Annotated in this window: 23 protein-coding genes; 12 read left to right on the forward strand and 11 right to left on the reverse strand. The window is 72.0% G+C overall.

The features are described from left to right. Nucleotides 1-127: 127 nt before the first annotated feature. Nucleotides 128-1,315, reverse strand: a complete 1,188-nt coding sequence (locus tag FXF65_RS20005; RefSeq protein ID WP_148351468.1) for an NAD(P)-dependent malic enzyme — start codon at nucleotides 1,313-1,315, stop codon at nucleotides 128-130. Nucleotides 1,316-1,676: 361 nt separating this feature from the next. Between FXF65_RS20005 and FXF65_RS20010 the strand changes: the two genes are divergently transcribed. The 4 genes from FXF65_RS20010 to FXF65_RS20025 all read left to right on the forward strand — a co-directional run bounded on the left by FXF65_RS20010 (nucleotide 1,677) and on the right by FXF65_RS20025 (nucleotide 5,369). Next, the gene (locus FXF65_RS20010; RefSeq protein WP_148351469.1) at nucleotides 1,677-2,582 is read left to right on the forward strand and encodes an ABC transporter substrate-binding protein; all 906 of its coding nucleotides are present in this window, start codon (nucleotides 1,677-1,679) and stop codon (nucleotides 2,580-2,582) included. A 4-nt stretch (nucleotides 2,583-2,586) separates the two neighbouring features. Continuing rightward, nucleotides 2,587-3,510 carry an amino acid ABC transporter permease gene (locus FXF65_RS20015; protein ID WP_148351470.1) on the forward strand — a complete coding sequence of 308 codons (924 nt, stop codon included), beginning with the start codon at nucleotides 2,587-2,589 and terminating at the stop codon, nucleotides 3,508-3,510. A gap of 58 nt (nucleotides 3,511-3,568) precedes the next feature. Beyond that, a complete protein-coding gene (locus FXF65_RS20020) occupies nucleotides 3,569-4,321 on the forward strand; it encodes an amino acid ABC transporter ATP-binding protein (RefSeq protein ID WP_148351608.1) in 753 nt (250 codons plus the stop codon). Between the two features lie 79 nt (nucleotides 4,322-4,400). Further along, entirely contained in the window at nucleotides 4,401-5,369 is a 969-nt protein-coding gene (locus tag FXF65_RS20025; RefSeq protein ID WP_148351471.1) for a zinc-binding dehydrogenase, read from the forward strand. 43 nt (nucleotides 5,370-5,412) lie between these two features. Here FXF65_RS20025 and FXF65_RS20030 read toward each other — a convergent pair whose 3' ends face one another. The 6 genes from FXF65_RS20030 to FXF65_RS20055 all read right to left on the reverse strand — a co-directional run bounded on the left by FXF65_RS20030 (nucleotide 5,413) and on the right by FXF65_RS20055 (nucleotide 13,031). After that, entirely contained in the window at nucleotides 5,413-6,141 is a 729-nt protein-coding gene (locus FXF65_RS20030; protein ID WP_148351472.1) for a PadR family transcriptional regulator, read from the reverse strand. Between the two features lie 7 nt (nucleotides 6,142-6,148). Then, nucleotides 6,149-6,970 (reverse strand): DUF4097 family beta strand repeat-containing protein, encoded by an 822-nt coding sequence (locus FXF65_RS20035; protein WP_148351473.1) that lies wholly within the window; start codon nucleotides 6,968-6,970, stop codon nucleotides 6,149-6,151. A gap of 111 nt (nucleotides 6,971-7,081) precedes the next feature. Then, the gene (locus tag FXF65_RS20040; protein WP_148351474.1) at nucleotides 7,082-7,261 is read right to left on the reverse strand and encodes a DUF6104 family protein; all 180 of its coding nucleotides are present in this window, start codon (nucleotides 7,259-7,261) and stop codon (nucleotides 7,082-7,084) included. Between the two features lie 117 nt (nucleotides 7,262-7,378). Next, nucleotides 7,379-11,104, reverse strand: coding sequence for a multifunctional oxoglutarate decarboxylase/oxoglutarate dehydrogenase thiamine pyrophosphate-binding subunit/dihydrolipoyllysine-residue succinyltransferase subunit (locus tag FXF65_RS20045; RefSeq protein WP_148351475.1), 3,726 nt, complete (start codon nucleotides 11,102-11,104; stop codon nucleotides 7,379-7,381). Nucleotides 11,105-11,389: 285 nt separating this feature from the next. Further along, nucleotides 11,390-12,061, reverse strand: a complete 672-nt coding sequence (locus tag FXF65_RS20050; RefSeq protein WP_148351476.1) for an AIM24 family protein — start codon at nucleotides 12,059-12,061, stop codon at nucleotides 11,390-11,392. 61 nt (nucleotides 12,062-12,122) lie between these two features. Next, nucleotides 12,123-13,031: a glutathione S-transferase family protein gene (locus FXF65_RS20055; protein WP_148351477.1), complete on the reverse strand. Its 909-nt coding sequence runs from the start codon at nucleotides 13,029-13,031 to the stop codon at nucleotides 12,123-12,125. A 123-nt stretch (nucleotides 13,032-13,154) separates the two neighbouring features. On the opposite strand from FXF65_RS20055, the gene FXF65_RS20060 reads away from it, so the two are divergent. Beyond that, on the forward strand, nucleotides 13,155-13,847 hold the full coding sequence (locus FXF65_RS20060; protein ID WP_148351478.1) for a DedA family protein: 693 nt from the start codon (nucleotides 13,155-13,157) through the stop codon (nucleotides 13,845-13,847). A gap of 4 nt (nucleotides 13,848-13,851) precedes the next feature. Here FXF65_RS20060 and FXF65_RS20065 read toward each other — a convergent pair whose 3' ends face one another. Next, entirely contained in the window at nucleotides 13,852-14,931 is a 1,080-nt protein-coding gene (locus FXF65_RS20065) for an NAD(P)H-dependent amine dehydrogenase family protein (protein ID WP_148351479.1), read from the reverse strand. Nucleotides 14,932-15,139: 208 nt separating this feature from the next. On the opposite strand from FXF65_RS20065, the gene FXF65_RS20070 reads away from it, so the two are divergent. Both FXF65_RS20070 and FXF65_RS20075 read left to right on the forward strand, forming a co-directional pair. After that, nucleotides 15,140-16,042, forward strand: coding sequence for an SDR family oxidoreductase (locus FXF65_RS20070; protein WP_148351480.1), 903 nt, complete (start codon nucleotides 15,140-15,142; stop codon nucleotides 16,040-16,042). A gap of 4 nt (nucleotides 16,043-16,046) precedes the next feature. Then, the gene (locus FXF65_RS20075) at nucleotides 16,047-16,847 is read left to right on the forward strand and encodes an enoyl-CoA hydratase/isomerase family protein (RefSeq protein ID WP_148351481.1); all 801 of its coding nucleotides are present in this window, start codon (nucleotides 16,047-16,049) and stop codon (nucleotides 16,845-16,847) included. Between the two features lie 191 nt (nucleotides 16,848-17,038). Here the strand turns inward: FXF65_RS20075 and FXF65_RS20080 are convergent, their stop codons facing one another. Then, nucleotides 17,039-17,881: a sirohydrochlorin chelatase gene (locus FXF65_RS20080; RefSeq protein ID WP_148351482.1), complete on the reverse strand. Its 843-nt coding sequence runs from the start codon at nucleotides 17,879-17,881 to the stop codon at nucleotides 17,039-17,041. Nucleotides 17,882-18,258: 377 nt separating this feature from the next. Between FXF65_RS20080 and FXF65_RS20085 the strand changes: the two genes are divergently transcribed. The 5 genes from FXF65_RS20085 to FXF65_RS20105 all read left to right on the forward strand — a co-directional run bounded on the left by FXF65_RS20085 (nucleotide 18,259) and on the right by FXF65_RS20105 (nucleotide 22,929). After that, a complete protein-coding gene (locus FXF65_RS20085) occupies nucleotides 18,259-18,717 on the forward strand; it encodes a roadblock/LC7 domain-containing protein (protein WP_246198952.1) in 459 nt (152 codons plus the stop codon). 158 nt (nucleotides 18,718-18,875) lie between these two features. Continuing rightward, nucleotides 18,876-21,497, forward strand: coding sequence for a sensor histidine kinase (locus FXF65_RS20090; protein WP_246198953.1), 2,622 nt, complete (start codon nucleotides 18,876-18,878; stop codon nucleotides 21,495-21,497). Continuing rightward, nucleotides 21,494-21,940: a roadblock/LC7 domain-containing protein gene (locus FXF65_RS20095; RefSeq protein ID WP_148351483.1), complete on the forward strand. Its 447-nt coding sequence runs from the start codon at nucleotides 21,494-21,496 to the stop codon at nucleotides 21,938-21,940. Before FXF65_RS20090 ends, FXF65_RS20095 begins: the two co-directional genes overlap by 4 nt. Before the next feature lie 4 nt (nucleotides 21,941-21,944). Continuing rightward, nucleotides 21,945-22,340 (forward strand): DUF742 domain-containing protein, encoded by a 396-nt coding sequence (locus FXF65_RS20100; RefSeq protein WP_148351484.1) that lies wholly within the window; start codon nucleotides 21,945-21,947, stop codon nucleotides 22,338-22,340. Next, nucleotides 22,321-22,929, forward strand: a complete 609-nt coding sequence (locus FXF65_RS20105) for a GTP-binding protein (RefSeq protein ID WP_148351485.1) — start codon at nucleotides 22,321-22,323, stop codon at nucleotides 22,927-22,929. The genes FXF65_RS20100 and FXF65_RS20105 overlap by 20 nt, the downstream gene beginning before the upstream one ends. Nucleotides 22,930-23,010: 81 nt before the next feature. On the opposite strand, the gene FXF65_RS20110 is transcribed toward FXF65_RS20105, so the two are convergent. Continuing rightward, on the reverse strand, nucleotides 23,011-23,706 hold the full coding sequence (locus FXF65_RS20110; RefSeq protein WP_246198954.1) for a cupin domain-containing protein: 696 nt from the start codon (nucleotides 23,704-23,706) through the stop codon (nucleotides 23,011-23,013). Nucleotides 23,707-23,716: 10 nt separating this feature from the next. Further along, a complete protein-coding gene (locus tag FXF65_RS20115; RefSeq protein ID WP_187412405.1) occupies nucleotides 23,717-24,658 on the reverse strand; it encodes an NADP-dependent oxidoreductase in 942 nt (313 codons plus the stop codon). Nucleotides 24,659-24,800 lie beyond the last annotated feature (142 nt).

Consider the following 24,800-nt stretch of genomic DNA (forward strand, 5'->3'; position numbering starts at 1 on the left):
GACCCGCCTCGACCTGAATGGACGATTGGCTCCAATTCTTCCCCAACGGAGAGAATTACACGCATGTTCCACGGCCCGCATTCCGAAAGGGGAATGCGGGCCGTCCGGAATCCGCGAAGATCCCTGATCAGATCCGGGCGACGCCCTCGGCCCGAGCCTGCGCCGCCACCGCGGCGGTGACGGCCGGGGCGACCCGGTCGTCGAACGGGCCGGGGATGACGTAGTCGGGGGTCAGGTCGTCGCCGACGATGCCGGCCAGCGCGTTCGCCGCCGCCAGCTTCATGCCCTCGGTGATCGTGTGCGCGCGGACGTCCAGCGCGCCGCGGAAGATGCCGGGGAACGCCAGCACGTTGTTGATCTGGTTCGGGAAGTCGCTGCGCCCGGTCGCGACGACCTTGGCGTGCCGGCGCGCCACCTCGGGCTGCACCTCCGGCGTCGGGTTGGACAGCGCGAACACGATCGCGTCGTCCGACATGGTGGCGACGCACGACTCGTGCACGGTGCTCCCGGACAGCCCGATGAACACGTCCGCGCCGCGCAGCGCCTCCTCCGTCGAGCCCTTCAGCAGCGACCGGTTGGTGATCGCGGCGATCCGCTCCTTGATCGGGTTCAGGCCGTCCCGGCCCGCGTAGATCAGGCCCTTGCTGTCGGACAGCGCGATGTCGCCGATCCCCGCCTCGATGAGGATCTTGGAGACGGCGATCCCGGACGCGCCCGCGCCCGCGACGACCGCCCGCAGCTCCGACAGCGGCTTGCCGACGTACCGGGCGGCGTTCTTCAGCGCGGCGAGCACGACGATCGCGGTGCCGTGCTGGTCGTCGTGGAAGACGGGGATGTCGAGCGCGGCGCGCAGCCGGTCCTCGATCTCGAAGCAGCGGGGGGCGCTGATGTCCTCCAGGTTGATGCCGCCGAAGCTCGGCGCCATCCGGACGACGGTGTCGACGATCTCGTCCACGCCGGTGCAGCTCAGCGCGATCGGCACCGAGTCGACGCCGGCGAACTCCTTGAACAGCAGGGACTTGCCCTCCATGACCGGCATGGACGCGGCGGGCCCGATGTCGCCGAGGCCGAGCACGGCGGTGCCGTCGGTCACGACCGCGACGACCTTGGACGTCCAGGTGTAGTCGTAGGCCAGCTCCGGGTTGTCGGCGATGGCGGTGCACACGCGGGCGACGCCCGGCGTGTAGGCGAGCGAGAGGTCGTCCTTGTCGCGGACGGGAATGGTGGAGCGCATCTCCAGCTTCCCGCCGCGGTGCAGCGGGAACGCCGGATCGTCGTCCAGGGAAGGTTCGGTGGAAATGGGCTGAGCAGCCACAGCGACCCCTGTCAGTGAAAGTTGGCTTTCTCTTCGATGCCGCCGCGGTGGTGGTGGTGTGGTGGCCGGCCCACCGGGTGGTCATCACGCGACGTACGGGGGTCACCCGTTGTCCGATTGTGTCATACCCACCCTTCCTCCCCGGTGGAGACGGGGAGGTGGCGACCGTCACGTGATCATTGCCGCGGCGTGGTCGACCGGTTGCCGTCCGTGCGGCCGTACCAGGTGCGCGTACCGTCCCGGGGCCCGCTCGTTGCGTGATTGTTTCGGACCCTTTATCCAGATCAGGGAGGTTGTGCGCCAAGATGTGCACCTGACCTTCGGATCTACGCATCCGACGCAACCACCTGGAGGGGGACCAGTGATCAGCGGTTCTCTGCGCCGCCGCGCCCTCGCGGCGGGCGCGCTCGTGCTGACGGGCGCGCTCGCCCTGTCCGCATGTGGCGATGGCGACGACTCGGGCTCGGTGTCCCCGGCGTCGAGCACGAGTGCGGACGACAAGCTCGCGGCCTTGGTCCCGGACGCGATCAAGAGCGACGGCAAGATCTCCATCGGGGTGGACGCCTCGTACCCGCCGAACGAGTCCGTGGACCCGGCCTCGCAGAAGATCACCGGCTGGGACGTCGACCTGTTCAACGCCGTCGCGGCCAAGCTCGGGCTGAAGACCGAGTACCACAACGCGGGCTTCGACACGATCATCCCGGGCGTCCAGTCGGGCAAGTACGAGGTGGGCGTCTCCTCCTTCACCGACACCAAGGAGCGCGAGCAGGCCGTCGACTTCGTCACCTACTACTCGGCCGGGACGGCGTGGGCGACGCTCAAGGGCAACCCCAAGGGCGTCAACGCCGACGACGCGTGCGGCAAGAGCATCGGCGTCCAGCAGGGCACCGTGCAGGTCGACGACCTCAAGGCGCGCAGCAAGAAGTGCACCGACGCGGGCAAGCCGGCGATCAAGCCGGTCGTCCGCAAGCAGCAGACCGAGGTCAACAACGACCTGGTGGCGGGCAAGGTCGACGCGATGGCCGCCGACTCCCCGATCGTCGGCGACGCGGTCAAGAAGACCGGCAAGCTGGAGATCATCGGGCAGGTGTACGACACGGCGCCCTACGGCTACACGCTCGGCAAGAACTCCGGCCAGTTCAAGGACGCCGTGCTCGGCGCGCTGAAGGCGCTCATCGCCGACGGCACCTACAAGAAGATCCTCACCGAGAACGGTGTGGAGAGCGGCGCGATCACCGAGCCGGCGATCAACGCCGCGCAGAGCTGATCGCATGACGGCCGACGACGACGTCGAGAAGGGGCGGCCCGAAGCGATCCGGGCCGTCCCGGTGCGGCATCCGGGACGGTGGGTGGCCGCGGCGGTCGTGCTCGTGCTCGTCGCGATGTTCGTCCACTTCCTGTTCACCAGCGACGCGCTGGACTGGGCCGAGCAGCGCAAGTACGTCACGTCCGACGCCGTGCTCAAGGGCGTCCGGAACACGATCCTGCTGACCATCGCGGCGATGGTCGGCGGCATGGTGCTCGGCACGATCCTCGCGCTGATGCGGATGTCGGCGAACCCGCTGCTGAGCGGGGCGTCCTGGTTCTACCTGTGGTTCTTCCGCGGCACGCCGCTGTACACGCAGCTGCTCATCTGGGGCGCGATCGGCACGCTGTTCCCCACGGTCGGCATCGGCATCCCGTTCGGGCCCGAGTTCGAGACGTGGAAGACGCAGGAGCTGGTCACGCCGATGCTCGCGGCGGGACTCGGGCTGATCCTCAACGAGGCCGCCTACATGGCGGAGATCGTCCGGGCCGGGATCCTGTCGGTGGACGAGGGCCAGCAGGAGGCGGCGAGCGCGCTCGGCATGTCCCGGTCGCAGACCATGGGCCGGATCGTGCTGCCGCAGGCGATGCGGGTGATCGTCCCGCCGACCGGCAACGAGGTGCTCTCGATGATGAAGAACACCTCGCTGGTCGCGGCCGTCCCGTTCTCGGAGCTGACGTTCACCGCGCAGACGATCTACGCCAGCACCTACAAGATCATTCCGATGCTGGTGATGGCGTGCCTCTGGTACCTGCTGCTGTCGTCCATCCTGATGGTGGGCCAGCATTACCTTGAGCGCCACTTCAGCCGCGGCGTCGGCCGCAGCGCCGAGGCCGGGCTGCGGCTCAGGCTGTCGCGCGGCGGGGGTAGTGGCAATGAGCGGAGGTGACGACACCGTGGGCGACAAGCTGTCCAAGGAGCCGCCCGCCGCCGAGAGCGGCGGCCTGATGGTCCGCGCCGAGCGGGTGCACAAGTCGTTCGGACGCCTGGAGGTGCTGAAGGGCATCGACCTGGAGGTGCGGCAGGGCGAGGTGATGTGCGTCGTCGGGCCGTCCGGGTCCGGCAAGTCCACGTTCCTGCGCTGCATCAACCACCTGGAGAAGATCAACGCCGGGCGGCTGTGGGTGAACGGCCACCTGGTCGGCTACCGGGAGCAGGGCGGCAAGCTCCACGAGCTGCGCGACCGGGAGGTCGCCGCGCAGCGCCGCGAGATCGGCATGGTCTTCCAGCGGTTCAACCTCTTCCCCCACAAGACCGCCCTGGAGAACGTCATGGGCGCTCCGGTGTGGGTGAAGAAGCAGCCGAAGGACCAGGTCAGGCAGAAGGCCCTCGCCCTGCTCGACCGGGTGGGGCTCGCCGACAAGCCGCGGAGCTACCCGGCGCAGCTGTCCGGCGGGCAGCAGCAGCGGGTCGCGATCGCGCGGGCGCTCGCGATGGAGCCCGCGCTGATGCTGTTCGACGAGCCGACCTCCGCGCTCGACCCGGAGCTCGTCGGCGAGGTGCTGGAGGTCATGAAGCAGCTCGCGCTGGACGGCATGACCATGATCGTGGTGACGCACGAGATGGGGTTCGCCCGGGAGGTCGGCGACTCGCTGGTCTTCATGGACGACGGCGTCGTCGTCGAGACCGGCACCCCTCGCGAGGTGCTGGCCGACCCGCAGCACCAGCGCACCCGGGACTTCCTCTCCAAGGTCCTCTGACCCGTCCGCGCGTCGCGGCCCGCCCCTCGCCAGGGGGGCGGGCCGCGATCGTCCAGAACGAAGGGTTAGTGTGCGTCCCATGTTCGCTGTCACGGCCACACAGATCGACGCAGACAATCCGCTCACCGGGCTGACCGTGGGGGAGCGCCCCGAGCCCGACGTCCCGGACGGCTGGACGACCGTCACGGTCAAGGCCGCCGCGCTCAACCACCACGACCTGTGGTCGCTGAAGGGCGTCGGGCTGCCCGCCGACCGGCTCCCGATGATCCTCGGCTGCGACGCCGCCGGGCTGGACGAGGACGGCAACGAGGTCATCGTCCACTCGGTGGTCGGCGACCCGGACCGGGGCGGCGGCGACGAGACCCTCGACCCGAAGCGGTCCCTGCTGTCGGAGGTCCACCAGGGGACGCTCGCGGAGAAGGTCGCGGTGCCGCGGCGGAACCTCATCCCGAAGCCCGCCGAGCTGTCGTTCGAGGAGGCCGCCTGCCTGCCGACGGCCTGGCTCACCGCGTACCGGATGCTGTTCGGCAAGTCCGGGCTCGAACCCGGCGGGTCCGTGCTCGTGCAGGGCGCGGGCGGCGGCGTCGCGACCGCCGCGATCGCGCTGGCGTCGGCCGCCGGCTACCGCGTCTACGCGACCAGCCGCAGCGAGGCCAAGCGCAAGCGGGCGCGGGAGCTCGGCGCGGACGCCGTGTTCGAGACCGGCGCGCGGCTGCCCGAGCGGGTGGACGCCGTCATCGAGACGGTCGGCCAGGCGACCTGGTCGCACTCGCTGAGGTCGCTGCGCCCCGGCGGGCGGGTCGTGGTGTCCGGCGCCACCAGCGGCGCCGTGCCCCCGGCCGACCTGAACCGGGTGTTCTTCCTGCAGCTCCAGGTCGTCGGGTCGACGATGGGGACGCGCGGACAGCTGGAGCGGCTCGCCCGGTTCCTCGTCAAGACCGGCGTCCGGCCGCAGATCGACCGGACGCTGCCGCTCAGCGAGGCCCGCGCGGGGTTCGCGGCGATGGCCGAGGGCGACCTGTTCGGCAAGATCGTCTTCACGCCCTGACGGCGCGGCGGGGGTCGCGGGTCGCCGCGGCCCCCTTCCGGGGTCAGCGGTCGTCGCGGCGCCGGAAGACCTCGGCCTTCAGGCGCTCCCTGGCCTCGTCCAGGAGGGCCTGCGCGGCGGCGAGGTCGTCGTCGTCCAGGTCGGACGACTTCGCGGCCTTGCGGACGTCCTCGACGAAGCGGCGGAGCAGGCGCTCCAGCTTGAGGCGGGCGACGTCCTCGCGGGTGCCGGTCGCCGTCTTCCAGGCGTCCTCCCAGTTCTGCCGCCACTCCTCCTTCCACGCCTGCTTCTGCTCGCGCCAGTGCTCCTTCTGGCGCTTCCACTCGTCCTTCTGCCGCTCGGTCGTCTCCTTCCAGGCGTCCTTGGACGTGGTCCTGCCCTGGTCGCGCATCGTCCGGGCGGCCTGGGTGAGCTCCTCGCGCAGCGTCCGGACGGTCTGCCGCACGTCCTCCTGCACGCCGCGCGCGAACTCCTGCGCCGAGGCGGAGATCTCCTCCTCCAGCTCGGCCAGCTCGTCCATCCGGCGCTCCAGCTCCTCGCGGCCCTTGTCGGTCAGCGAGTACACCTTCTTGCCCTTGACCACCTCGTGGGTCACGAGGCCCTCGGACTCCAGCCGGGCGAGCCGCGGGTAGATCGTGCCGGGGGACGGCGAGTACACCCCGAGGAACCGGTCCTGCAGCAGCCGGATCACCTCATAGCCGTGCCGCGGGCTCTCCTCCAGCAGCTTCAGCAGGTACAGCCGAAGGCGACCGTGGCCGAAAACAGGGCTCACGTGGTCCTCACTTCTCCATCCGGGGTGTGGTGATCTCCGAGGCGTCGTCGGCGCGGCCGAGCAGCGTGATCGCGCCGGACACGGTGTGGACCGACAACCGGCCCGAGCCGTCGCCGATCTCGCCGGCCCGGGTGCGCGCGACGAGCCCCTCCTGCTCCTCCAGGGCGAAGGACGTCTCGATCCGCCCGGCGGCCGAGTTCAGCGTGACCCGCGCGCCCGCCGACTCGGGGACGCGCAGCGCCACCTCGCCGGACACCGTGTTGACGTCGACCCTCCCGCCGCCGCCGAGCGCGATGTCGGCGGCGACGCGGCCGCTCACCGCGCGGGCCGCGAGCCGGTCGAGCGACCCGCCCGCGAGGGACAGGTCGCCGGACACGGAGGTGAACGAGACCGTGCCGTCCAGGCCCTGCGCCTCGACCGCGCCGGACACGGTGTTGGCGTCGACCGCGCCCGCGACGCCGTCGAGCGTCACGTCGCCGGACGCGCTCTTGATGGACGTCCGCGCGGTCGTCCCCGTCACGACCGCGTCCGCCGAGACGAGGTTCAGCGTGACCGGGCAGTCGCGCGGGACGGTCACCGTCACCGTCGCGCGGCACCGCTGCGTGCGCAGCCAGCTCAGCACGCCCTCCCACAGCCGCTCGTGGGTGATCGTCAGCATGCCCGCGTCGTGCGTGACCACCAGCGGCGGGCCCTCCACGTCGCCGACCATGATGGACGGCCGCTCGTCCGAGGCGAGCACCGACACGCTGCCCGCGATCAGCGTCGCCCGCAGCGCGACCACGCCGTCGAAGTCGAGGGTGGTCGGTTCGTCGATCGTCCAGCGCGACATCGCGGTCTGCCCTTCGTCGAGCGTCTTCCGGCATCCAGTAAACACGATATGTCGCGTCTGACGGATGTCAAGATGTATCGCGTTTCCGGACGGGCCCGTCCCCGGCCCCCGCTACTCGTCCTCGTCGTCGTCCAGGCGGGCCAGCCAGGTGGCGAGGCGGTCCACGGACGTCTCGAACTCGGGGTTCAGGTCGACGAACTCGCGCAGCCGCTCCGCCAGCCAGGAGAGGCTGACCTCCTCCGCGCCGCGCCGGTCCGCCAGCTCCTCGATGCCCCGATCGGTGAAGTACATCGTTCTGGTTCCTCTTCGTGCGGTCCTCGGGTCGGGACGCCGAGGGCCCCGGCGCGCCGCGCCGGAGCCCTCGGACCGTCCTGTGTCTCTTCCGGGGGGACGACCCCCAGACCGGGACTAGCCCTGCTCGAACAGTCTGCCGAGGAGTGCCTCCTGCTCGGCCTGGTGCAGCTTGGCCGACCCCACGGCGGGGGAGGAGGACGCCGGGCGCGACACCCGCGACATCCGCAGCCCCTCGATGTGGTGCGGCAGCTTGAGCGCCATGAACGGCCAGGCGCCCATGTTGGCGGGCTCGTCCTGGACCCAGACGACCTCCGCGCCCTCGGGGTACTTGGCGAGCTCGGCCTTGATCTCGTCGACCGGCGGCGGGTAGAGCCGCTCGACCCGGACGATCGCGGTGTCGGTCGCGGCGTGCTCGTCGCGGGCCTTGGCCACGTCGTAGTAGATCTTGCCGGTGGTGAGCAGCACCCTTCGCACGCCCGCCGGGTCGATGCCCGGGTTGACCTCTGGGATGACCGGCTGGAACGCGCCGCCGGTGATCTGCTCGACCGGCGAGGCCGCCGCCTTGAGCCGCAGCAGCGACTTGGGCGTGAAGACCACCAGCGGCTTGTTGCGGCCCGACAGCACCTGCCAGCGCAGCAGGTGGAAGTAGTTCGCCGGGGTCGTCGGGTAGACGACGGTCATGTTGTCCTGCGCGCACAGCTGCAGGTACCGCTCGATCCGCGCGGACGAGTGGTCGGGGCCCTGGCCCTCGTAGCCGTGCGGCAGCAGCAGCACGACGCTGGAGTGCTGGCCCCACTTCTGCTCGCCGGAGGAGATGTACTCGTCCATGATCGACTGGGCGCCGTTGGCGAAGTCGCCGAACTGGGCCTCCCAGCAGACCAGCGCGTCCGGACGGGTCATCGAGTACCCGTACTCGAAACCCATCGCGGCGTACTCGCTGAGCAGCGAGTCGTGCACGTAGAACTTCGACACGCCCTGCCCGAACTGCTTGAGCGGGGTGTACTCCTCGCCGGTCTTGCGGTCGACCAGGACGGCGTGCCGCTGCCCGAACGTGCCGCGCCGGGTGTCCTGCCCGACGAGCCGGACCGGGTGGCCGTCCATCAGCAGCGAGCCCATCGCCAGCAGCTCGCCGGTCGCCCAGTCGATCGCGTCGTCCTCGATCATCTGCGCGCGGCGCTGCAGGATCGGCTGGAGCCGCGGGTGCGGGGTGAACCCCTCCGGCAGGCTGACCTGCGTCTCGATCAGCCGCTTGACGGTCTCCGGCGGGATCGCCGACCCGGCCTTGCCATGGTCGATCGGGATGCTCTCCTCGATGTCGGGCTTGACGACCGAGCCCGGCTCCAGCGGCTTCTTCACCGCCTCGCGGGTCTCGGTGAACGCCCGCTCCAACTGCTCCTGGTAGTCGCGCAGCGCCTGCTCGGCCTCCTCGACCGTGATGTCGCCGCGTCCGATCAGGGCCTCGGTGTACAGCTTGCGCACCGACCGCTTGGCGTCGATCAGGTCGTACATCAGCGGCTGGGTGAACGAGGGGTTCTCGCCCTCGTTGTGGCCGCGCCGCCGGTAGCAGACCATGTCGATGACGACGTCCTTCTTGAACGTCTGCCGGTACTCGAACGCCAGCCGCGCCACCCGCGCGCACGCCTCCGGGTCGTCGCCGTTGACGTGGAAGATCGGCGCCTGGATCATCCGGGCCACGTCGGTGGAGTACACGCTGGAGCGCGAGTACTCCGGTGCGGTGGTGAACCCGACCTGGTTGTTGATGATCACGTGCACGGTGCCGCCGGTGCGGTAGCCGCGCAGCTGCGACAGGTTCAGCGTCTCGGCCACCACGCCCTGCCCGGCGAACGCCGCGTCGCCGTGCAGCAGGATCGGCAGCACGCTGAACCCGGCCTCGCCGACGTCCAGCAAATCCTGCTTGGCGCGCACGACGCCCTCCAGCACCGGGTCGACCGTCTCCAGGTGGGAGGGGTTGGCGACCAGCTCGGTGTGGATCTTGGAACCGTCGTCGGCGACGAAGTCGCCCGACGCGCCCAGGTGGTACTTCACATCGCCCGAGCCCTGCGCGCTGCGCGGGTCGAGGTTGCCCTCGAACTCGCCGAAGATCTGCCCGTAGGACTTGCCGACGATGTTGGCCAGGACGTTCAGCCGGCCGCGGTGGGCCATGCCGATCACGACCTCGTCCAGGCTCTCCTTGGCCGCGGCCGAGATCACCGAGTCCAGCAGCGGGATGACCGACTCGCCGCCCTCCAGCGAGAACCGCTTCTGCCCGACGAACTTGGTCTGCAGGAACGTCTCGAACGCCTCGGCGCTGTTGAGCCGCCGCAGCACGTGCAGCTGCTCCTCGCGCGATGGCTTGTCATGCGGGACCTCCACGCGCTCCTGGATCCAGGCGCGCTCCTCCGGGTCCTGCATGTGCATGTACTCGATGCCGACCGTCCGGCAGTAGGCCATGCGCAGCACGCCGAGGATGTCGCGCAGCTTCATCGTCGGCTTGCCGCCGAACCCGCCCGTCGCGAACTCGCGCTCCAGGTCCCACAGGGTGAGGCCGTGCTTGAGGATGTCCAGGTCGGGGTGGCGGCGCTGCTTGTACTCCAGCGGGTCGGTGTCGGCCATCAGGTGGCCGCGGACCCGGTAGGCGTGGATCAGCTCGTGGACGCGCGCGACCTTGGCCACGTCGTCCTCGTGGGTGGCCGAGATGTCCTTCACCCAGCGGACCGGCTCGTACGGGATCCGCAGCGCCTCGAAGATCTCGTCGTAGAAGCCGTCCGCGCCCAGCAGCAGCTCGTGGATCCGGCGCAGGAAGTCGCCCGACTGCGCGCCCTGGATGATCCGGTGGTCGTAGGTGGAGGTCAGCGTCATCACCTTGCTGATCCCCATGCGCGACAGGGTGTCGCTGGACGCGCCCGCGAACTCCGCCGGGTACTCCATCGCGCCGACGCCGATGATCGTCCCCTGGCCGGGCATCAGCCGCGGCACCGAGTGGACGGTGCCGATCGTGCCCGGGTTCGTCAGGCTGATCGTCGTGCCCTGGAAGTCCTCCAGAGTCAGCTTGCCGCCGCGCGCCTTGCGGACGATCTCCTCATACGCCGCCCAGAACTGGCGGAAGTCCAGCGCCTCGGCCGCCTTCACCGACGGCACCACCAGCTGGCGCGTCCCGTCGCTCTTCTGCAGGTCGATCGCCAGCCCGAAGTTCACGTGCTCCGGCCTGACCAGCACCGGCTTGCCGTCCACCTCGGTGAACGCCGCGTTCATCTCCGGCATCGCCGCGAGCGCCTTGACGATCGCGTACCCGATCAGATGCGTGAACGAGACCTTGCCGCCCCGCCCGCGCTTCAGATGGTTGTTGATCACGATGCGGTTGTCGATCAGCAGCTTCGCCGGGACGGCGCGCACGCTCGTCGCCGTCGGCACCCCGAGGCTGGCCTCCATGTTCGCGGCCGTCCGCGCCGCGACACCGCGCAGCCGGACCTCCTCCGCGCCCGCCGGAACCGGCGGCGGCGCGGGCTTCTGCGCCTGCTGAGCCGCCTGCCTGTCCGCCTTGGCCTCGCCCTTCGCGGGGGCCTTCGGCGGCTTCACCGGGGGCTGCGGTGTCGGCGGAGCCGCCGCGCTGCCGTTCGCGGCCTTCCCGGTCGCACGGTCGGCACTGGCCTGGGGGGACGCCGGAGTCACGGACGACGGCCGGCTGTCCGGCTTGTAGTCCGCGAAAAAGTTCCACCAGGCCTCGTCAACGGAGTTCGGGTCTTCGAGGTACTTCTGGTACAGCTCGTCGACCAGCCACTCGTTGGCGCCGAAGTCGGTCATGTTCGGGTCGGCACTAGTTTGCGACGACTCTGTCGACACGGCGGAGATCGCCCTCTTCCGCAGCTCGCAGGTGAGTTCTGAGACGAATCAAGGCTACTGCAGTGTTGGCCCAGGGGGGCGACCCCCTGGAACCCCCGTCACGCGCGAGGGGCGCGTTCGACTCGCCGCTGGCGCGTCTCGTCGAACGTGCCCCTCGCGCGGCAGGTCGTGCGGCCTCCGGCGCTGGGGCGCCTCCGGCCGCACGACCTGTGGCCTCGCTTCTGTCCCGTCCAGGGAGGTTCTGTCCTGGACGGGTGTTCGACGGGTGCACTTCTGGGGGCTCTGTCAGTGGCTGTGCTGGGGGACCGTGGGGCCCTCGCTGGCCTGGATCAGGACGAAGCCCTGGCCCTGGTAGGCGAGCTGCATGGCCTCGCCGCTGCCGCGGCCGATCAGGGCGCTGGCCTTGAAGGTGCGGTTCACGCCCACCTGGAGGCTCTGGCTCCAGGCGACGGCCGACTGGCCGTCGGCGAACGTGGGGGCGCGGCCGCAGTCCAGCATGACGGGGGTGCCGTGCGTGGTCAGGGCGACCCAGCCGGTGCCGGTGAGGGTGGTGTTGAACAGGCCGCCCGCGGCGATCCCGGCGCCCTGGACGCGCTGGATGTCCCACTGGAGGTGGGAGTCGAACGCGAGGATGTTCTTGCCGTTGACGGTGATGCCCTCGTTCTCAAGGTAGAACAGGTGGATGTCGTCGGCGTCGTTCGCGACGAACAGCAGGCCCTGGCCCTTGACGCGCATCAGCGGGACGCCCTCGCCCGTCAGCGCCTTCTTCATGAACTTGCCGATGCCGCCCGACCCCTCGTAGTCGAACTCCATCTGGCCTTGGAAGGCCACCATGGAACCCTGCCGGGCGAGGACGTCGCCGTTCAGGTGGACGCGGAGCATCTTGGAGTTCTGAAGCGCGAAGTGACCGGGGAGCTGCTGACCCTGGTCGATGTTTCCGAAGAACTGGCTGCGCATGGTCGGGGGGTGCCTCTCATGGTGATTACTGGAGAACCGCCAGCATAACGACGGTATGGGATCAACGTTCCCGGTTGTGCGGGGTCGTCCAGTCGATGCTCGGGCCCTTGGGCACGATGCCGGTGGGGTTGATGTTGCGGTGCGTCACGTAGTAGTGGCGCTTGATGTGGTCGAAGTTCGTGGTCTCGCCGAAAGCGGGGACTGAATATAGATCGCGTGCGTACGCCCAGAGGTTCGGGTAGTCGGTGATTCGGCGCAGATTGCACTTGAAGTGCGAGTAGTAGACGGCGTCGAAGCGGGCGAGGGTCGGGTAGAGGCGGACGTCCGACTCGGTGATCTCGTCGCCGAAGAGGTAGCGGGAGCTTGCGAGGCGCTCTTCCAGTTGGTCGAGGGCGGTGAAGAGGGCGTCGAAAGCGTCCTCGTAGGCGCCTTGGGACGTGGCGAAGCCCGCCTTGTACACGCCGTTGTTGATCGCGGTGTAGAGCAGGTCGTTCATCTCGTCGATCCCGGGACGGAGCGCCTCGGGGTACAGGTCGGGCGCGTCCGGCCTCTGGAGGGCGGTGAACTCCGTCTCCAGCATCGTGGTGATGTTCGGGAAGTCGTTGGTGACCAGGCGCTCGGTCTCGGTGTCCCAGATGCTGGGGACGGTGTAGCGGCCGGTGAAGTCAGGATCGCTGCGGAGGTACAGCTCGGAGAGGAACTCGGCGTTGGTGACGGGGTCGCGGTCGGGGAAGCGCCAGCCGCGCTCGTCCCGGATGGGGTCGACGACGCCCACGCCGATCGCGTCCTCCAAGCCGAGCAGCCGCCGGACGATCAGGCTGCGGTGCGCCCACGGGCACGCGTAGGACACGAACAGCCGGTACCGGCCGGGTTCGGCGCGCAGGCCGCTGGACCCGTCCGCCGTGATCCGCTCGGTGAACCGGTTCGGCTGCCGGACGAACCGGCCTCCCTCGACCTCCTGTGCGGTCATGCCGGGCTCCTCCCGAAGTCGCCTTGTACGCCCGCGGGCGTAGTCCGCGCGGAGGATTCGACGCCCCGGGCCCCATGGCTACGATAGACCGTCGAATGCTCGGCCGGACGATCGCGGGGACCCATGCTTGAGCAGTTCAACGCCCTGGTGGACGGGCTCCCACCTGGGATGATCTATCTGATCATCGCCGCTTTGGTGTTCGCCGAGGCGGCGCTGTTCGTCGGGTTCGTGTTCCCCGGCGAGACGGCGATCGTGGTCGGCGGCGTCCTCGCCCAGCAGGGCACGCTGTCGCTGCCCGTGCTGATCGTCATCGCCGTGGTCGCGGCGGTGATCGGCGACTCGGTCGGCTACGAGATCGGCCGCCGGTACGGGCCCCGGCTGCTGGACGTCAAGGCGATGCGCAGACACCGGGCCAAGGTCGCCTCGGCGCAGGGCCTGATCCGCAGGCGGGGCGCGTTCGCGGTGTTCATCGGCCGCTTCACCGCGCTGCTGCGGGCGCTGATGCCCGCGCTCGCCGGGAGCTCGCGGCTGCCGTATCCGAAGTTCCTGGTCTTCAACGTCATCGGCGGCGTGACGTGGGTGGTGACGTTCACGCTCGGCGGCTACTTCGCGGGCGCGGCGTTCGAGCACACGGCGAAGCTCGCCGGGCGCGGCCTCGCGATCGGCCTCGCGGTCGTCGCCGTCGTCGCGCTGGCGGTGTGGGGCGTCCGCAAGCACCGGAGCGAGGCCCGCGACGAGGAGAAGGCCGAGGCGGAGATCGGCTCGGGCGAGATGGGCTCGGGCGAGGAGCCGGAGCCCGCGCGCACCCGGCCCTGAGCGGTCAGCGCCGCATCCGGCCGCTGATCATCGGCAGGTCCAGGCCGGTGCGGATGCCGGGATCGGCAGCGCAGACGGCGGGGACGGTGTTCAGCGCGTGCGCGGCCGCCGCCGTGATCGGGTCGGACACCCAGTTCTCGTCGGCGGCGAGCGCCACGGACGGGCTGCCGTTCACGCGGAGCGAGTAGCCGGGGCCGCCCCACTCGGGCGGCATCCGCGCCGCGTCGGCCTTGTGCACCACCTCGATGGTGATCACGGGACGCCCGGCGGCGAGGCCGCTGAACGTCCAGCGGGCCGCCGCGACCGTGCCGCGCGGGATCGGACCGGCCGCGGTGACGAGGTCGGTGCCGGCGAGGCGGTGCTCGACGTCCATGTCGACCTCGTCCAGGTCGACGCCGAGCCCGGCGGCGACGAGGTGCAGGCTCTCGGAGTACAGCGCCCGCATCGCGGTCCGGGCGGGCCGCAGCGCCCGCAGGTACGCCTCCTCGGTCTTGCCGAAGCCGATCATGCGGTGGACCATCTGCCAGGACGGGTACCGCGAGAAGTCCGCGCACTCCCGGACGTAGACGTGCCCGATCCGGCTGGACAGCCGAGTCAGCACCAGCGGCAGGAGGTCGGCCATGAAGCCGCCGCTGATCCCGCTGCCGTGCACGGACGTGCCGCCGAGCTTGCACGCCTGCTCCAGCTCGTTCACGTACTGCGGGCCGTGCGCCTGCGGGTAGACGAAGCCGTTGAGCGAGATCACGTTCTTCCCGGACGCGAGCAGCGCGCAGACGACCTCCAGCTCGGCGAACCGGTCGAGGCCGGGCCGCGGCGCGTAGATGACGCAGTCGGCTTCGAGGTCGAGGATCTCCTCAAGGTCCCGGGTGGCGCGGACCCCGACGGGCGCGCGGCCCGCGATGGCGGCCGCGTCGACGCCCGCCTTGTCGGGGGAGTGGACCCAGGCGCCGGCCAGTTCGAGGTCGTCCCGGTCGAGCACGGCCCTGATCACGCTTCGTCCGACGGCACCGGTCGCCCACTGCACGACGCGGTACGGACGGGGGCCGGGCGAGTACGCGGGCGAGTACGCGTCGGCGGGGCTCATCGATGCGGGACCTCCGTTGCTCGTCGCGAGGAGAGTACGCCGTTGGCACCGGGCGAAAAGCGGCATTCTGCGCAATTCTCTACCGGCCCCATGGTACGCCCGGTCGAAACCGGGGCCCGCTCCCGAGCGCGGTTCGGTTTGGTGGTACCACTGGGTAACCCCTGGATGATTGCCTGGGGCGTAGCAGCTCGCATGTGAGGAGACACAGATGTCGGAACTGCGCTACGACGGCCGGGTCGCGGTCGTGACCGGGGCCGGGCACGGCCTCGGCCGCCGGCACGCGCTGGAGCTCGCCGCGCGCGGCGCCAGGGTCGTCGTCAACGACCTCGGCGGCGACCGGTCCGGCGTCGGCGCCTCCGCCGGCCCCGCGCAGCAGGTCGTGGACGAGATCGCGAAGGCCGGCGGGGAGGCGGTCGCGAACCCCGACGACGTCGCGACGCCGGACGGCGCGCGGGCCGTCGTCCAGGCCGCGCTCGACGCCTTCGGCAAGGTCGACATCGTGATCAACAACGCGGGCATCCTGCGCGACAGGTCGTTCAAGAACATGACGGTCGAGGAGTTCGACGCGGTCATCGCCGTCCACCTGCGCGGCTCGTTCCTCGTCTCCAGCGCCGCGTGGCCGCACCTGCGCGAGAACGGGCACGGGCGGATCGTGAACACCTCGTCCCCGGCCGGGCTGTTCGGCAACTTCGGCCAGGCCAACTACGCCACCGCCAAGATGGGCCTGGTCGGGTTCACGAAGACGCTCGCGCACGAGGGCGCCAAGTACGACATCAAGGCCAACGCCATCGCCCCGGTCGCGTGGACGCGCATGACCGAGGACCTGCTGCCCGCCGACTTCGCGGGCAAGCTGGGCGTCGAGCAGGTGACGCCGCTCGTCGCCTACCTCGCCCACGAGTCCAACCAGGACTCCGGCGAGGTCTACACGGTCGGCGGCGGCCGGATCGCGAAGATCTTCGTCGCGGAGGGCCCCGGCTACGGGCAGCAGGACACGTTCACGGTGGAGGACGTCCGCGACAACTGGGCGGCGATCGGCGCGGCGGAGCCGCTGACCGTCCACAAGAACGCGATGGACCAGCTCGGCCCGCTGATCCAGCAGCTCAGCGGCTGATCCGTTGAGCGGGATAGAGCTCGACCGGCGGGACGGGGTGCTCACGATCGCCCTGTCCCGTCCGGAGCGCCTCAACGCGGTCGACAATGCCATGACCGAGGAACTGCTCGACGTCCTCAACGAGCTGATGCGCGACCCCGACACGCGGGTCGTCGTCCTCACCGGGAAGGGCCGCGGGTTCAGCTCGGGCATGGACATCCAGGAGGGCGACCCGGGCGGCGCCGGGACGGCGGAGGGCCGCGCCCAGCGGCTCTACCGGGCCATCGCACGCGGCGGCGAGGTCACCGCGCGGCTGCGGGAGATCCCGCAGCCGGTGGTCGCGGCGCTGCACGGCCCCGTCGCCGGGGTGGGGTTGTCCTGGGCGCTGGCCTGCGACCTGCGGGTCGCCGACGAGTCGACCCGGTTCGTGGTGCCGTTCACTGACCTCGGGCTGTCGGCGGGCGACTGCGGCCTGTCCTGGCTGCTGCCCCGGCTCGTCGGCCCGGCGCGGGCCGCGGAGATCGCCTACCGGAGCCCGCGGCTGGACGTCCGGCGCGCCGACGCGCTCGGCCTGATCACCGAGACCGTCCCCGCGGGGACGGTCCTGGAGGCGGCGCACGCCCTCGCGGGCGAGCTGCTCGGCAAGTCACCGTACGGGCTGCGCCGGACGAAGGAGCTGCTCAACGCGTCCCTGGACGCCCCCGGCCTGCGCGCGCACCTCAACACCGAGACGGCCGTCCAGACCCTCGCCTTCTTCACCGAGGACCTGGCCGAGGGCATGGCCGCCGCCCTGGAGAAACGTCCCCCAGACTTCAGGAACCGTTGATTCCCGGAGAGACCTGAGCCGAGCCCGCGGGTTGTGCGGCCGGAGGCGCCCCAGCGCCGGAGGCCGCACGACCCGACGGCGCAGGCGACCGCAGCGACGCCCCACACACTCGCACAGGCAAGACAGACAGAAACGGCGGCGTGAGGATCGCCTGCGCCGCAACGGGGGTTCCAGGGGGTCGCCCCCCTGGGCTAGTCAGCCAGGGCGAGCGACAGGGCTTCCACGTAGCGCAGGGCGGCCAGTCGGGCCAGGGCCGGGTGGGCGCCCAGCGGGGTGGACGCGGCGGCGCCGACGGAGGCGGCGGCGGGCGCGGCGAGGACGGCCTCCGGCTCCGGGCCGATCAGGTGCGGCGCGAGCGCGATGGAGGCGGCCCCGGCGGCGCGCAGCTGCTCGGTGGCGGCCTTGACCGACGACTCGTCGTTCAGCGAGGCGGTGAAGACCGGCGCGGCGAGCCGCGAGGCGAGCAGCACGCCGGTGACCTCGGCCTGCCGGACGGCCGTCGCGTCGCCCGGAGTGGCGACGATCACGCCGGACGCGGCCGTCACCATCGTCATCAGCCGGATCCGGTCGGCGCGGGCGAGCCCGGCGTCGGCGAGCCGGTCGTGCAGGGCCTCGGCGATGAGGGGGTGCGGGCCGAGCGGCTCGGCGGCCACGGCGTGCACGGGCGCGGCGGACACGGCGGCGTGCAGCGCGGCGTCCATTCTCGGGTCGGGGCCCGTCGACAGCGGGACGACGACCGCGGCCAGCTCGCCCTCCTCGCCGCGCAGCCCGGCGAGCACCGCGGTCAGGCTCGCCTCGTCGCCCTCCAGGTAACCGACGCGGGCGGGCTGCCCGGTGTGCTCGATCTCGACGAGCCGGGCGAGCTCCGCGGCGATCGCGGTGGCGGTGTGCCGGGCGGGGCCGGGCACGGCCAGGATGAGCGTTGGGGAGTTGGGGGGAAGCAGGAAGGACTCGTCGCCGCGATGCCGGCCGCCGCGGGGGGCGCGGCGCCGTCGCGACGGCAGTGCCTCGGGTGCGTGGCTCTCGGGACTCACGGCGGGCATCGTAACGCCCTCTGGCCGGGGAGTCGGTCTCCCGGCCCGGCCGCCGTCGTTGCCTGTATGAATCGCGGTGCTCCTTCCGTGCCGGTCGCGACGCCTGCGGGGGATGAAGAAGCAGAGTATGGCGGAATGTCCCGCGGCAACAGAGGGAAATGAAGTAAATTGTCCTGATTTGCCGCTATCTCCTTGCGATCGGTTCGCCGTGCCCCGCCCTGATGACGGACATACCAGCAGGTGATGAGGAATGGCGGCAATGACGTCGAAAGGCGGCAAAGGGGTTGCGGCGGCGTCACCGGCGGCCTTTATGATCCAGGGACCTTCCGCGCCGGAACGCCCGGGGCCCGCTGGAATCGGAGGACGAGGGAACCCGCATGATGCACAACACCGCGACCGGCGAGCTGAACTGGCTGCTCAACGACTTCGCCGAGCGGGTGACGACCGTGCGGCAGGCGGTGATCCTGTCCCGGGACGGCCTCGCCGTCGCCGCGTCCAGCGAGCTGGGCCGGGAGGACGCCGAGCACCTGTCCGCGCTGGCGTCCGGGGTGCAGAGCCTCGCCCGCGGCGCCGGCCGCCACTTCGCGGGCGGGAACGTCCGGCAGACGATCATCGAGATGGACGCCCTGCTGCTGTTCGTGACGGCCGCCGGCGACGGCACCTGCCTCGCCGTCGTCGCCGAGGCGGACGCGGACGCCGGGCTCGTCGCCTACGAGATGGCGGTGCTGGTCAAGCGCGTGGGGCAGCACCTCCAGGCGGCCCCGCGGTTCGCTTCCGGACCGGGCGGCGGCGGGGGCCTCGGAGCCCCCGGAGGGTCCGCGCCGCGCGGCTTCTGAGCCGGTCGGACGGGTCCGGCGGCGGACACGCCGCGGAAACGCCCGGCGCCGGTGACCCCGCGAGGCGGTAGGCGACGTAGTAGGCTCCCGCACACCCCCCTTACTCCCACGCATCGGGAGGATTCCCCCGCAATGTCCTGCCTCCGGACGCCGAAGCCGTGACGATCCCCAGTCTCTCCTCCATCCGGGCGAGGATCACCCTGCTGGTCCTCGTCCCGCTGCTGGCGCTGGCCGCGCTGTGGGCGTTCCTCACCGGCATGACCTACGGCGACGCCCACCAGCTGCTGCAGGCCCGCAAGTTCCAGAACGAGATGGTGCTGCCCTCGCAGCGGCTCATCGACGCGCTGCAGAAGGAGCGGCGGCTGGCGATGGCCGAGCTCGGCGGCGCCCGCGCGGCCGACCCGGGCGTGATGCGAGCGCAGCGGCAGACCGCCGACACGGCGGCCGAGGAGGTCCGCGCGGGCAGCCGGGACAAGGGCCTGCGCGGGGCGATCCAGCCCGAGATCGTGGAGCGGATGGACACGTTCGTCCGCCGCCTCGGCGACCTCCCGGAGGTCCGCCGCGGCGTGGACCAGCGGGTCACCGCCCGCGCCGACGCGCTCCGCGCTTACAGCGACCTGATCGACGCTGGCTTCTCCGTCTACAACGCGACCACGCCGGGGGACGGCTCCATCACGGCGCACGCCCGCACGCTCATCGCGTTCGGCCGCGCCCGCGAGTTCCTGGCCCGCGAGGACGCCCTGCTGACCGGCGCGCTCGCCGCCGGGCGCATCACGGTCGCCGAGCGCGGCCACTTCGCGCAGCTCGTCGGCGCGCAGCGGCTGCTGTACGGGGACACCGTGCCGAACCTGCCGGCCGACGACCGCGTCCGCTACGCCAAGCTCGTCGCGACCGACCCGTTCACCCGGCTCCGCACGATGGAGGACCAGGTCGTCCGCGGCGCCGAGCCCGCCACGGCGGAGTCGCGGCGGGCCCAGCAGGGGCCGAACGCCGTCCCCGGTGCGGCGGGCCGCCAGGGCGCGCGCGGCCCGGTCGTCGACCCGTCGGTGTGGCGGTCGGTCGCCGACACCGCGAACGGCGGCCTGTACACGCTGGAGAACAAGGTCCTCGACGACGTCACCATGCACGCCCGGCACATCGCGGTCCGCACGTTCCTGCGGCTCGCGTTCGCGGGCGGGCTCGGCCTCCTCGCGATCGTGCTGTCCGCGGTGATCGCGACGCGGGTGTCGCGGCGGCTGCTGCGCGAGTGCCGGACGCTCGCCGCGGGCGTCGTCGAGTTCACCCGCGACCGGCTGCCGCGGCTCGCCGAGGGGGTCCGGGCGGGGCGTCCCGCCGAGCCGGGGCCCGTCCCGGACGCCGGGTACCGCATCGACGAGATCCGGCAGATCGCCGAGTCGTTCGACCGCACCCGCGAGGCCGTGGTGCGCGCCGCCGAGGGCGAGGTCGCGGCGCGGCGCGGCATCAACGACGTGTTCGTCAACCTCGCGCGCCGCAACCAGGCGCTGCTGCACCGGCAGCTCAGCCTGCTCGACACGATGGAGCGCCGCACCGAGGACCCGTCCGAGCTGTCGGACCTGTTCCGCCTCGACCACCTCGCGACCCGCATGCGGCGGCACGCCGAGGGCCTCGTCATCCTCGCGGGCAAGTCGGCGGGCCGCGGCTGGCGCCGTCCCGTCCCGCTGGTGGACGTGGTGCGCGGCGCGGTCGCCGAGGTCGAGGACTACCCGCGCGTCCGGGTGCAGCCGCTGCCCCGGGTCGCGCTGCTCGGCTCCGCGGTCGCCGACGTCATCCACATGCTCGCCGAGGTCGTGGAGAACGCGACGACGTTCTCGCCGCCGCAGTCGCCGGTGCGGGTCAGCGGGCAGGCGGTCGCCTCCGGGTTCGCGATCGAGGTGGAGGACCGCGGGCTCGGCATGACCGAGGAGGCGCTGCGCGCCGCCAACGAGCGGCTCGCCCACCCGCCGGAGTTCGACCCGTCCGACAGCGCGCAGCTCGGGCTGTTCGTCGTGGCGCGGCTCGCGCTGCGGCACGAGATCCAGGTGACGCTCCGCCCGTCCCCGTACGGCGGGACGACCGCGATCGCGCTGATCCCGAGTTCGCTGGTCGTCGAGGCCGCCGAGCCCGACGCCGCCGTCCGCCGGGCGACCGGGCCGATCCAGGCGCCGCCCGACCCGGCGGTCGCGCTGCCCGCGTCCGCGCGTCCCGCGGTGCAGGCGGGCCCGGCCGAGCGGCCCGAGGCGAGCGGGCTGATGCGGCTCGTCGCCGAGGCCGGTCCGCTCGCGCCGCCGAAGCCGCCCGCTCCGGCCGAGGAGGGCGCGAAGGAGAAGGAGGACGCGGGGCAGCCCGCGCCGCAGGCGGGAGAACTGCCGAAGCGGCGCCGGCAGCAGCACCTCGCGCCCCAGCTCAAGGAACGGGTGGACGCTCGCCTCGCCGCCCAGAACGGTTCCCGCCCGCCCGCGGGGTCCGAGCCGGAGCCGGGCGCGGCGGAGATGACGCCGCTGTCCGCGCCCGTCCCGATGGACCCCACTCCCGAACCCGCCCCGCCCGCTCCCGCCCCGCCCGCTCCCACCGAGACCGCTCCCACCGAGTCCGCTCCCGAGATTTCGGACGGCGCGCCGTCCCCGGCCGCCGACGAGAACCCGGAGCGCTCGCCCGAGGCGTTGCGCTCGATGATGTCCGCCATGCAACGCGGCTGGCAGCGCGGCCGGAAGGACTCGGCCGACGCCGAGCCGGCGCGGGAGGACCCCGCGCGGGAGGACCAGGAGGACGACACCCGATGACAGAAGCCGAGCACTCCGGCGGGGAGGTTCCGGGCGGCGCCGGAGGCGAGCTGAACTGGCTGCTGGACAGCCTGGTCGAGCGCGTCGCCGCGGTGCGGAACGCGGTCGTGCTGTCGAGCGACGGGCTGCGGATCGCCGCGTCCAAGGGGCTCGCCAGGGAGGAGTCCGACCACCTGTCCGCGGTGGCCGCGAGCTTCCAGAGCCTCGCGCGCGGGGCGGGCGAGTCGTTCGGCGGCGGCCCGGTCCGGCAGACGATCGTGGAGATGGAGTCGGCGTTCCTGTTCGTCACCGCCGCCGGGGACGGCGCGTGCCTCGCCGTCCTGTCCGCCGCGAACGCCGACCTCGGGCTGATCGCCTACGAGATGGCGATGCTGGTGACGCGGGTCGGCCGGCACCTGTCGGCGAACCCGCGGGCCACCCTGACCGAGCCGGGCGGCGGGTGAGGCCATGGCGGACGGTGCCTGGTACGACGACGCCGCGGGGCCGGTGGTGCGCCCGTACGCGCTCACCGGCGGCCGGACGCACTACACGGGCGACGACTTCGACCTCGTCGCCCTGATCGCGGCCGCCGAGCCCCCCGAGGCCGCGGCGGGCGAGCCCGCCCTGGCGGCGCCCGCGTGGGCGCCCGGACCGGAACATCACATGATCTTGGAGCTTTGCCGCACACCGCTGTCGGTCGCCGAGATAGCGTCGGATCTGGAACTTCCCCTCGGGGTCGTCCGTGTCCTGCTCGGCGATCTGCTCGACCGCTCGCTGATACAGGTCCGGCGCCCCGCGCCGGTGGCGCAGTTCCCCAGCGAGCGCGTACTCAAGGAAGTGATCGATGGAATCCGTGCGCTCTGACGCGGCCGCCGCATCCGGCGACTCCTCCGCGCTGACGGTCAAGATCCTCGTCGCCGGCGGTTTCGGCGTCGGCAAGACGACCCTGGTGAGCGCGGTGAGCGAGATCCGCCCGCTGCGCACCGAGGAGGCCCTGACCGAGAAGAGCATCGGGATCGACGACACCACGGCCGTCGCCAACAAGACGACGACGACCGTGGCGATGGACTTCGGGCGGATCACGCTGCCGAACGGCCTCGTGCTGTTCGTCTTCGGCACGCCCGGCCAGGACCGCTTCTGGTTCATGTGGGACGAACTGGCGAAGGGCGCGCTCGGCGCGGTCGTCCTGGTGGACACCCGGCGGCTCGCCGACTGCTTCGCCTCGGTCGACTACTTCGAGCGGCGCGGCGTCCCGTTCATCATCGGGGTCAACAAGTTCGACGGGGCGGGGCAGCACTCGCCGGACCAGGTCCGCGACGCCCTCGACCTGTCGCCCGACATCCCGGTCATCACCTGCGACGTGCGCGACAGGGAGGACGCCAAGCGCGTCCTCATCACGCTCGTCGAGCACATCATGCGGACGATGAGCGCCCGCCAGACGATCAGCTACTGAGCGTCCGGGCGGCGTCCGCCGCCCGGACGCCGCCCGGCCCCCGCCCGCTCATCGGGCGGGGGCTTCGGCGTCCTCCCGGCGTCATGCGCGGAAGTCGGCGAAGTCGAAGCCGGGCGCGACGACGCAGCTCACGAGCACCTCGTCCGGTCCGGCGGGGCGCGCCGCCTGCCAGCGGCCGGGCGGGACGAGCGCCTGCGGGACCTGGCCGTCCGCCACGTCAGCGCCGAGCGTGATCCGCTCGGGCTCCGCGCCCGGCCGGTCCCCGTCCCCGCCGAGGAACAGCGACAGCGGACCGCCCCGGTGCCACAGCCACAGCTCCGCCGACCGGACGGAGTGCCACATCGACTCCTCGCCGGGCGGCAGCAGGAAGTAGATGGCGGTCGCGGCGGCGCGCTCGCCCGGGTAGCCCTTCGGGACGAAGGACACCTCCGACCGCCACGTCTCCCGGTACCAGCCGCCCTCGGGGTGGGGGAGGAGGTCCAGGGCCCCGGCGGTGGCGGGGCGGTCCAGCAGCGCGACGTGCCGCCCGTCCGGGGCGCGCCGCAGGTAGCGGACGCGGGACGCCGCCGTCCGGTCGATCACCCCGCGCGCCGGGACCGCGCCGGGCGGCGGGTCGAGCGTGACGGCGACGACCTGCCCGCCGTCCGCGAAGACGTCGTCGGCGACGGCCAGGGCGCCGGGTTCGTCGTCGGGCGCCCACACCGCCCCCGCGTCGGAGAGGGCGAACCCCGGGCCGGGCTGGGCGAGCCAGCCGTCGAGCGTCGTGAGGAGCAGCACCCGACCGAGCCTAGTCCTCCGCGGTGAGGACGATCTTGCCGGAGACCCGGCCGGTCTCGCCCCGCTCGTGCGCCCTCGCCGCGTCCGCGAGCGGGAACACCGAGTCGATCTCGACGCGCAGCGCGCCGGACGCGGCCAGCTCGGCGATCCGCGTCAGCGCGTGGTGGTCGGGCTCGACGAGCAGCGACTCGGCCCGGACGCCCGCCGCCGCTGCGTCCATCTCGGCGGGACGGCTGAGCACCAGCGACACCAGCACGCCGCCCGGACGCAGGACGCGCAGCGACCGGGGCCCGTAGTCGCCGCCGATGGTGTCGACGACGACGTCCACGTCCTTGACGGCCTCGGCGAAGTCGGACGCGCGGTAGTCGACGGGCTCGTCCACGCCGATGCCGCGCAGGAAGTCGTGCTTGGGGGCGCTCGCCGTCCCGATGACGTACGCGCCGTGCGCCTTGGCGATCTGCGCGGCCAGGTGCCCGACCCCTCCGGCCGCCGCGTGGACGAGGACGCGCTGCCCGTCCCGCACCCGCGCCGTGTCGACGACCGCCTGCCAGGCGGTGAGCGCGGCCAGCGGCAGCGCGCCCGCGTGCGCGTGGTCGATCCCGGCGGGCTTCGCGGTGAACGTCCGGGACGGCGCGGCGACGTACTCGGCGTACGCGCCGCCGCCGAACGGGTAGCGCAGCATCCCGAACACCTCGTCGCCCGGCTTGTGCAGCGTGACGCCGACGCCGGTCGCCTCCACGACGCCGGAGACGTCCCAGCCCAGGACGAACGGCGGCCGCCCGAGGAACCCGCCGTCCGCCCGGAGCTTCCAGTCGGTCGGGTTGACCCCGGCGGCGCGCACCCTGACGAGCACCTCGGTGGGCCCCGGCTCCGGCCGCTCGGCCTCGACGAGCTTCAAGACCTCGGGCCCGCCGAGCGTGTCCTGACTGACCGCGCGCATCGTCTCGGCCATGCGTCCTCCCCTGTCCGTGACCAACCTGTCCGTGATCAACCGTGCCGGTGATCGTCCTGCGGCCAGCCTTCCCGGCGCGCGCGGAACGGACGAGTGGCGAGATCGCCATCCTCCGTAAAGATCCGGCCAGCCGAGGGCCGGG

Origin of the sequence: Actinomadura syzygii (genome assembly GCF_008085905.1) — a bacterium.
Taxonomy (GTDB): domain Bacteria; phylum Actinomycetota; class Actinomycetes; order Streptosporangiales; family Streptosporangiaceae; genus Spirillospora; species Spirillospora syzygii.

Coding starts and splice junctions, on each gene's coding strand:
- FXF65_RS20020 (WP_148351608.1), top strand. CDS start 3,569: ATGGTCCGCGCCGAGCGGGTGCACAAGTCGTTCGGACGCCTGGAGGTG.
- FXF65_RS20070 (WP_148351480.1), top strand. CDS start 15,140: ATGTCGGAACTGCGCTACGACGGCCGGGTCGCGGTCGTGACCGGGGCC.
- FXF65_RS20015 (WP_148351470.1), top strand. CDS start 2,587: ATGACGGCCGACGACGACGTCGAGAAGGGGCGGCCCGAAGCGATCCGG.
- FXF65_RS20060 (WP_148351478.1), top strand. CDS start 13,155: ATGCTTGAGCAGTTCAACGCCCTGGTGGACGGGCTCCCACCTGGGATG.
- FXF65_RS20115 (WP_187412405.1), bottom strand. CDS start 24,658: ATGGCCGAGACGATGCGCGCGGTCAGTCAGGACACGCTCGGCGGGCCC.
- FXF65_RS20085 (WP_246198952.1), top strand. CDS start 18,259: ATGATGCACAACACCGCGACCGGCGAGCTGAACTGGCTGCTCAACGAC.
- FXF65_RS20040 (WP_148351474.1), bottom strand. CDS start 7,261: ATGTACTTCACCGATCGGGGCATCGAGGAGCTGGCGGACCGGCGCGGC.
- FXF65_RS20055 (WP_148351477.1), bottom strand. CDS start 13,031: ATGACCGCACAGGAGGTCGAGGGAGGCCGGTTCGTCCGGCAGCCGAAC.
- FXF65_RS20050 (WP_148351476.1), bottom strand. CDS start 12,061: ATGCGCAGCCAGTTCTTCGGAAACATCGACCAGGGTCAGCAGCTCCCC.
- FXF65_RS20105 (WP_148351485.1), top strand. CDS start 22,321: ATGGAATCCGTGCGCTCTGACGCGGCCGCCGCATCCGGCGACTCCTCC.
- FXF65_RS20025 (WP_148351471.1), top strand. CDS start 4,401: ATGTTCGCTGTCACGGCCACACAGATCGACGCAGACAATCCGCTCACC.
- FXF65_RS20065 (WP_148351479.1), bottom strand. CDS start 14,931: ATGAGCCCCGCCGACGCGTACTCGCCCGCGTACTCGCCCGGCCCCCGT.
- FXF65_RS20035 (WP_148351473.1), bottom strand. CDS start 6,970: ATGTCGCGCTGGACGATCGACGAACCGACCACCCTCGACTTCGACGGC.
- FXF65_RS20100 (WP_148351484.1), top strand. CDS start 21,945: ATGGCGGACGGTGCCTGGTACGACGACGCCGCGGGGCCGGTGGTGCGC.
- FXF65_RS20095 (WP_148351483.1), top strand. CDS start 21,494: ATGACAGAAGCCGAGCACTCCGGCGGGGAGGTTCCGGGCGGCGCCGGA.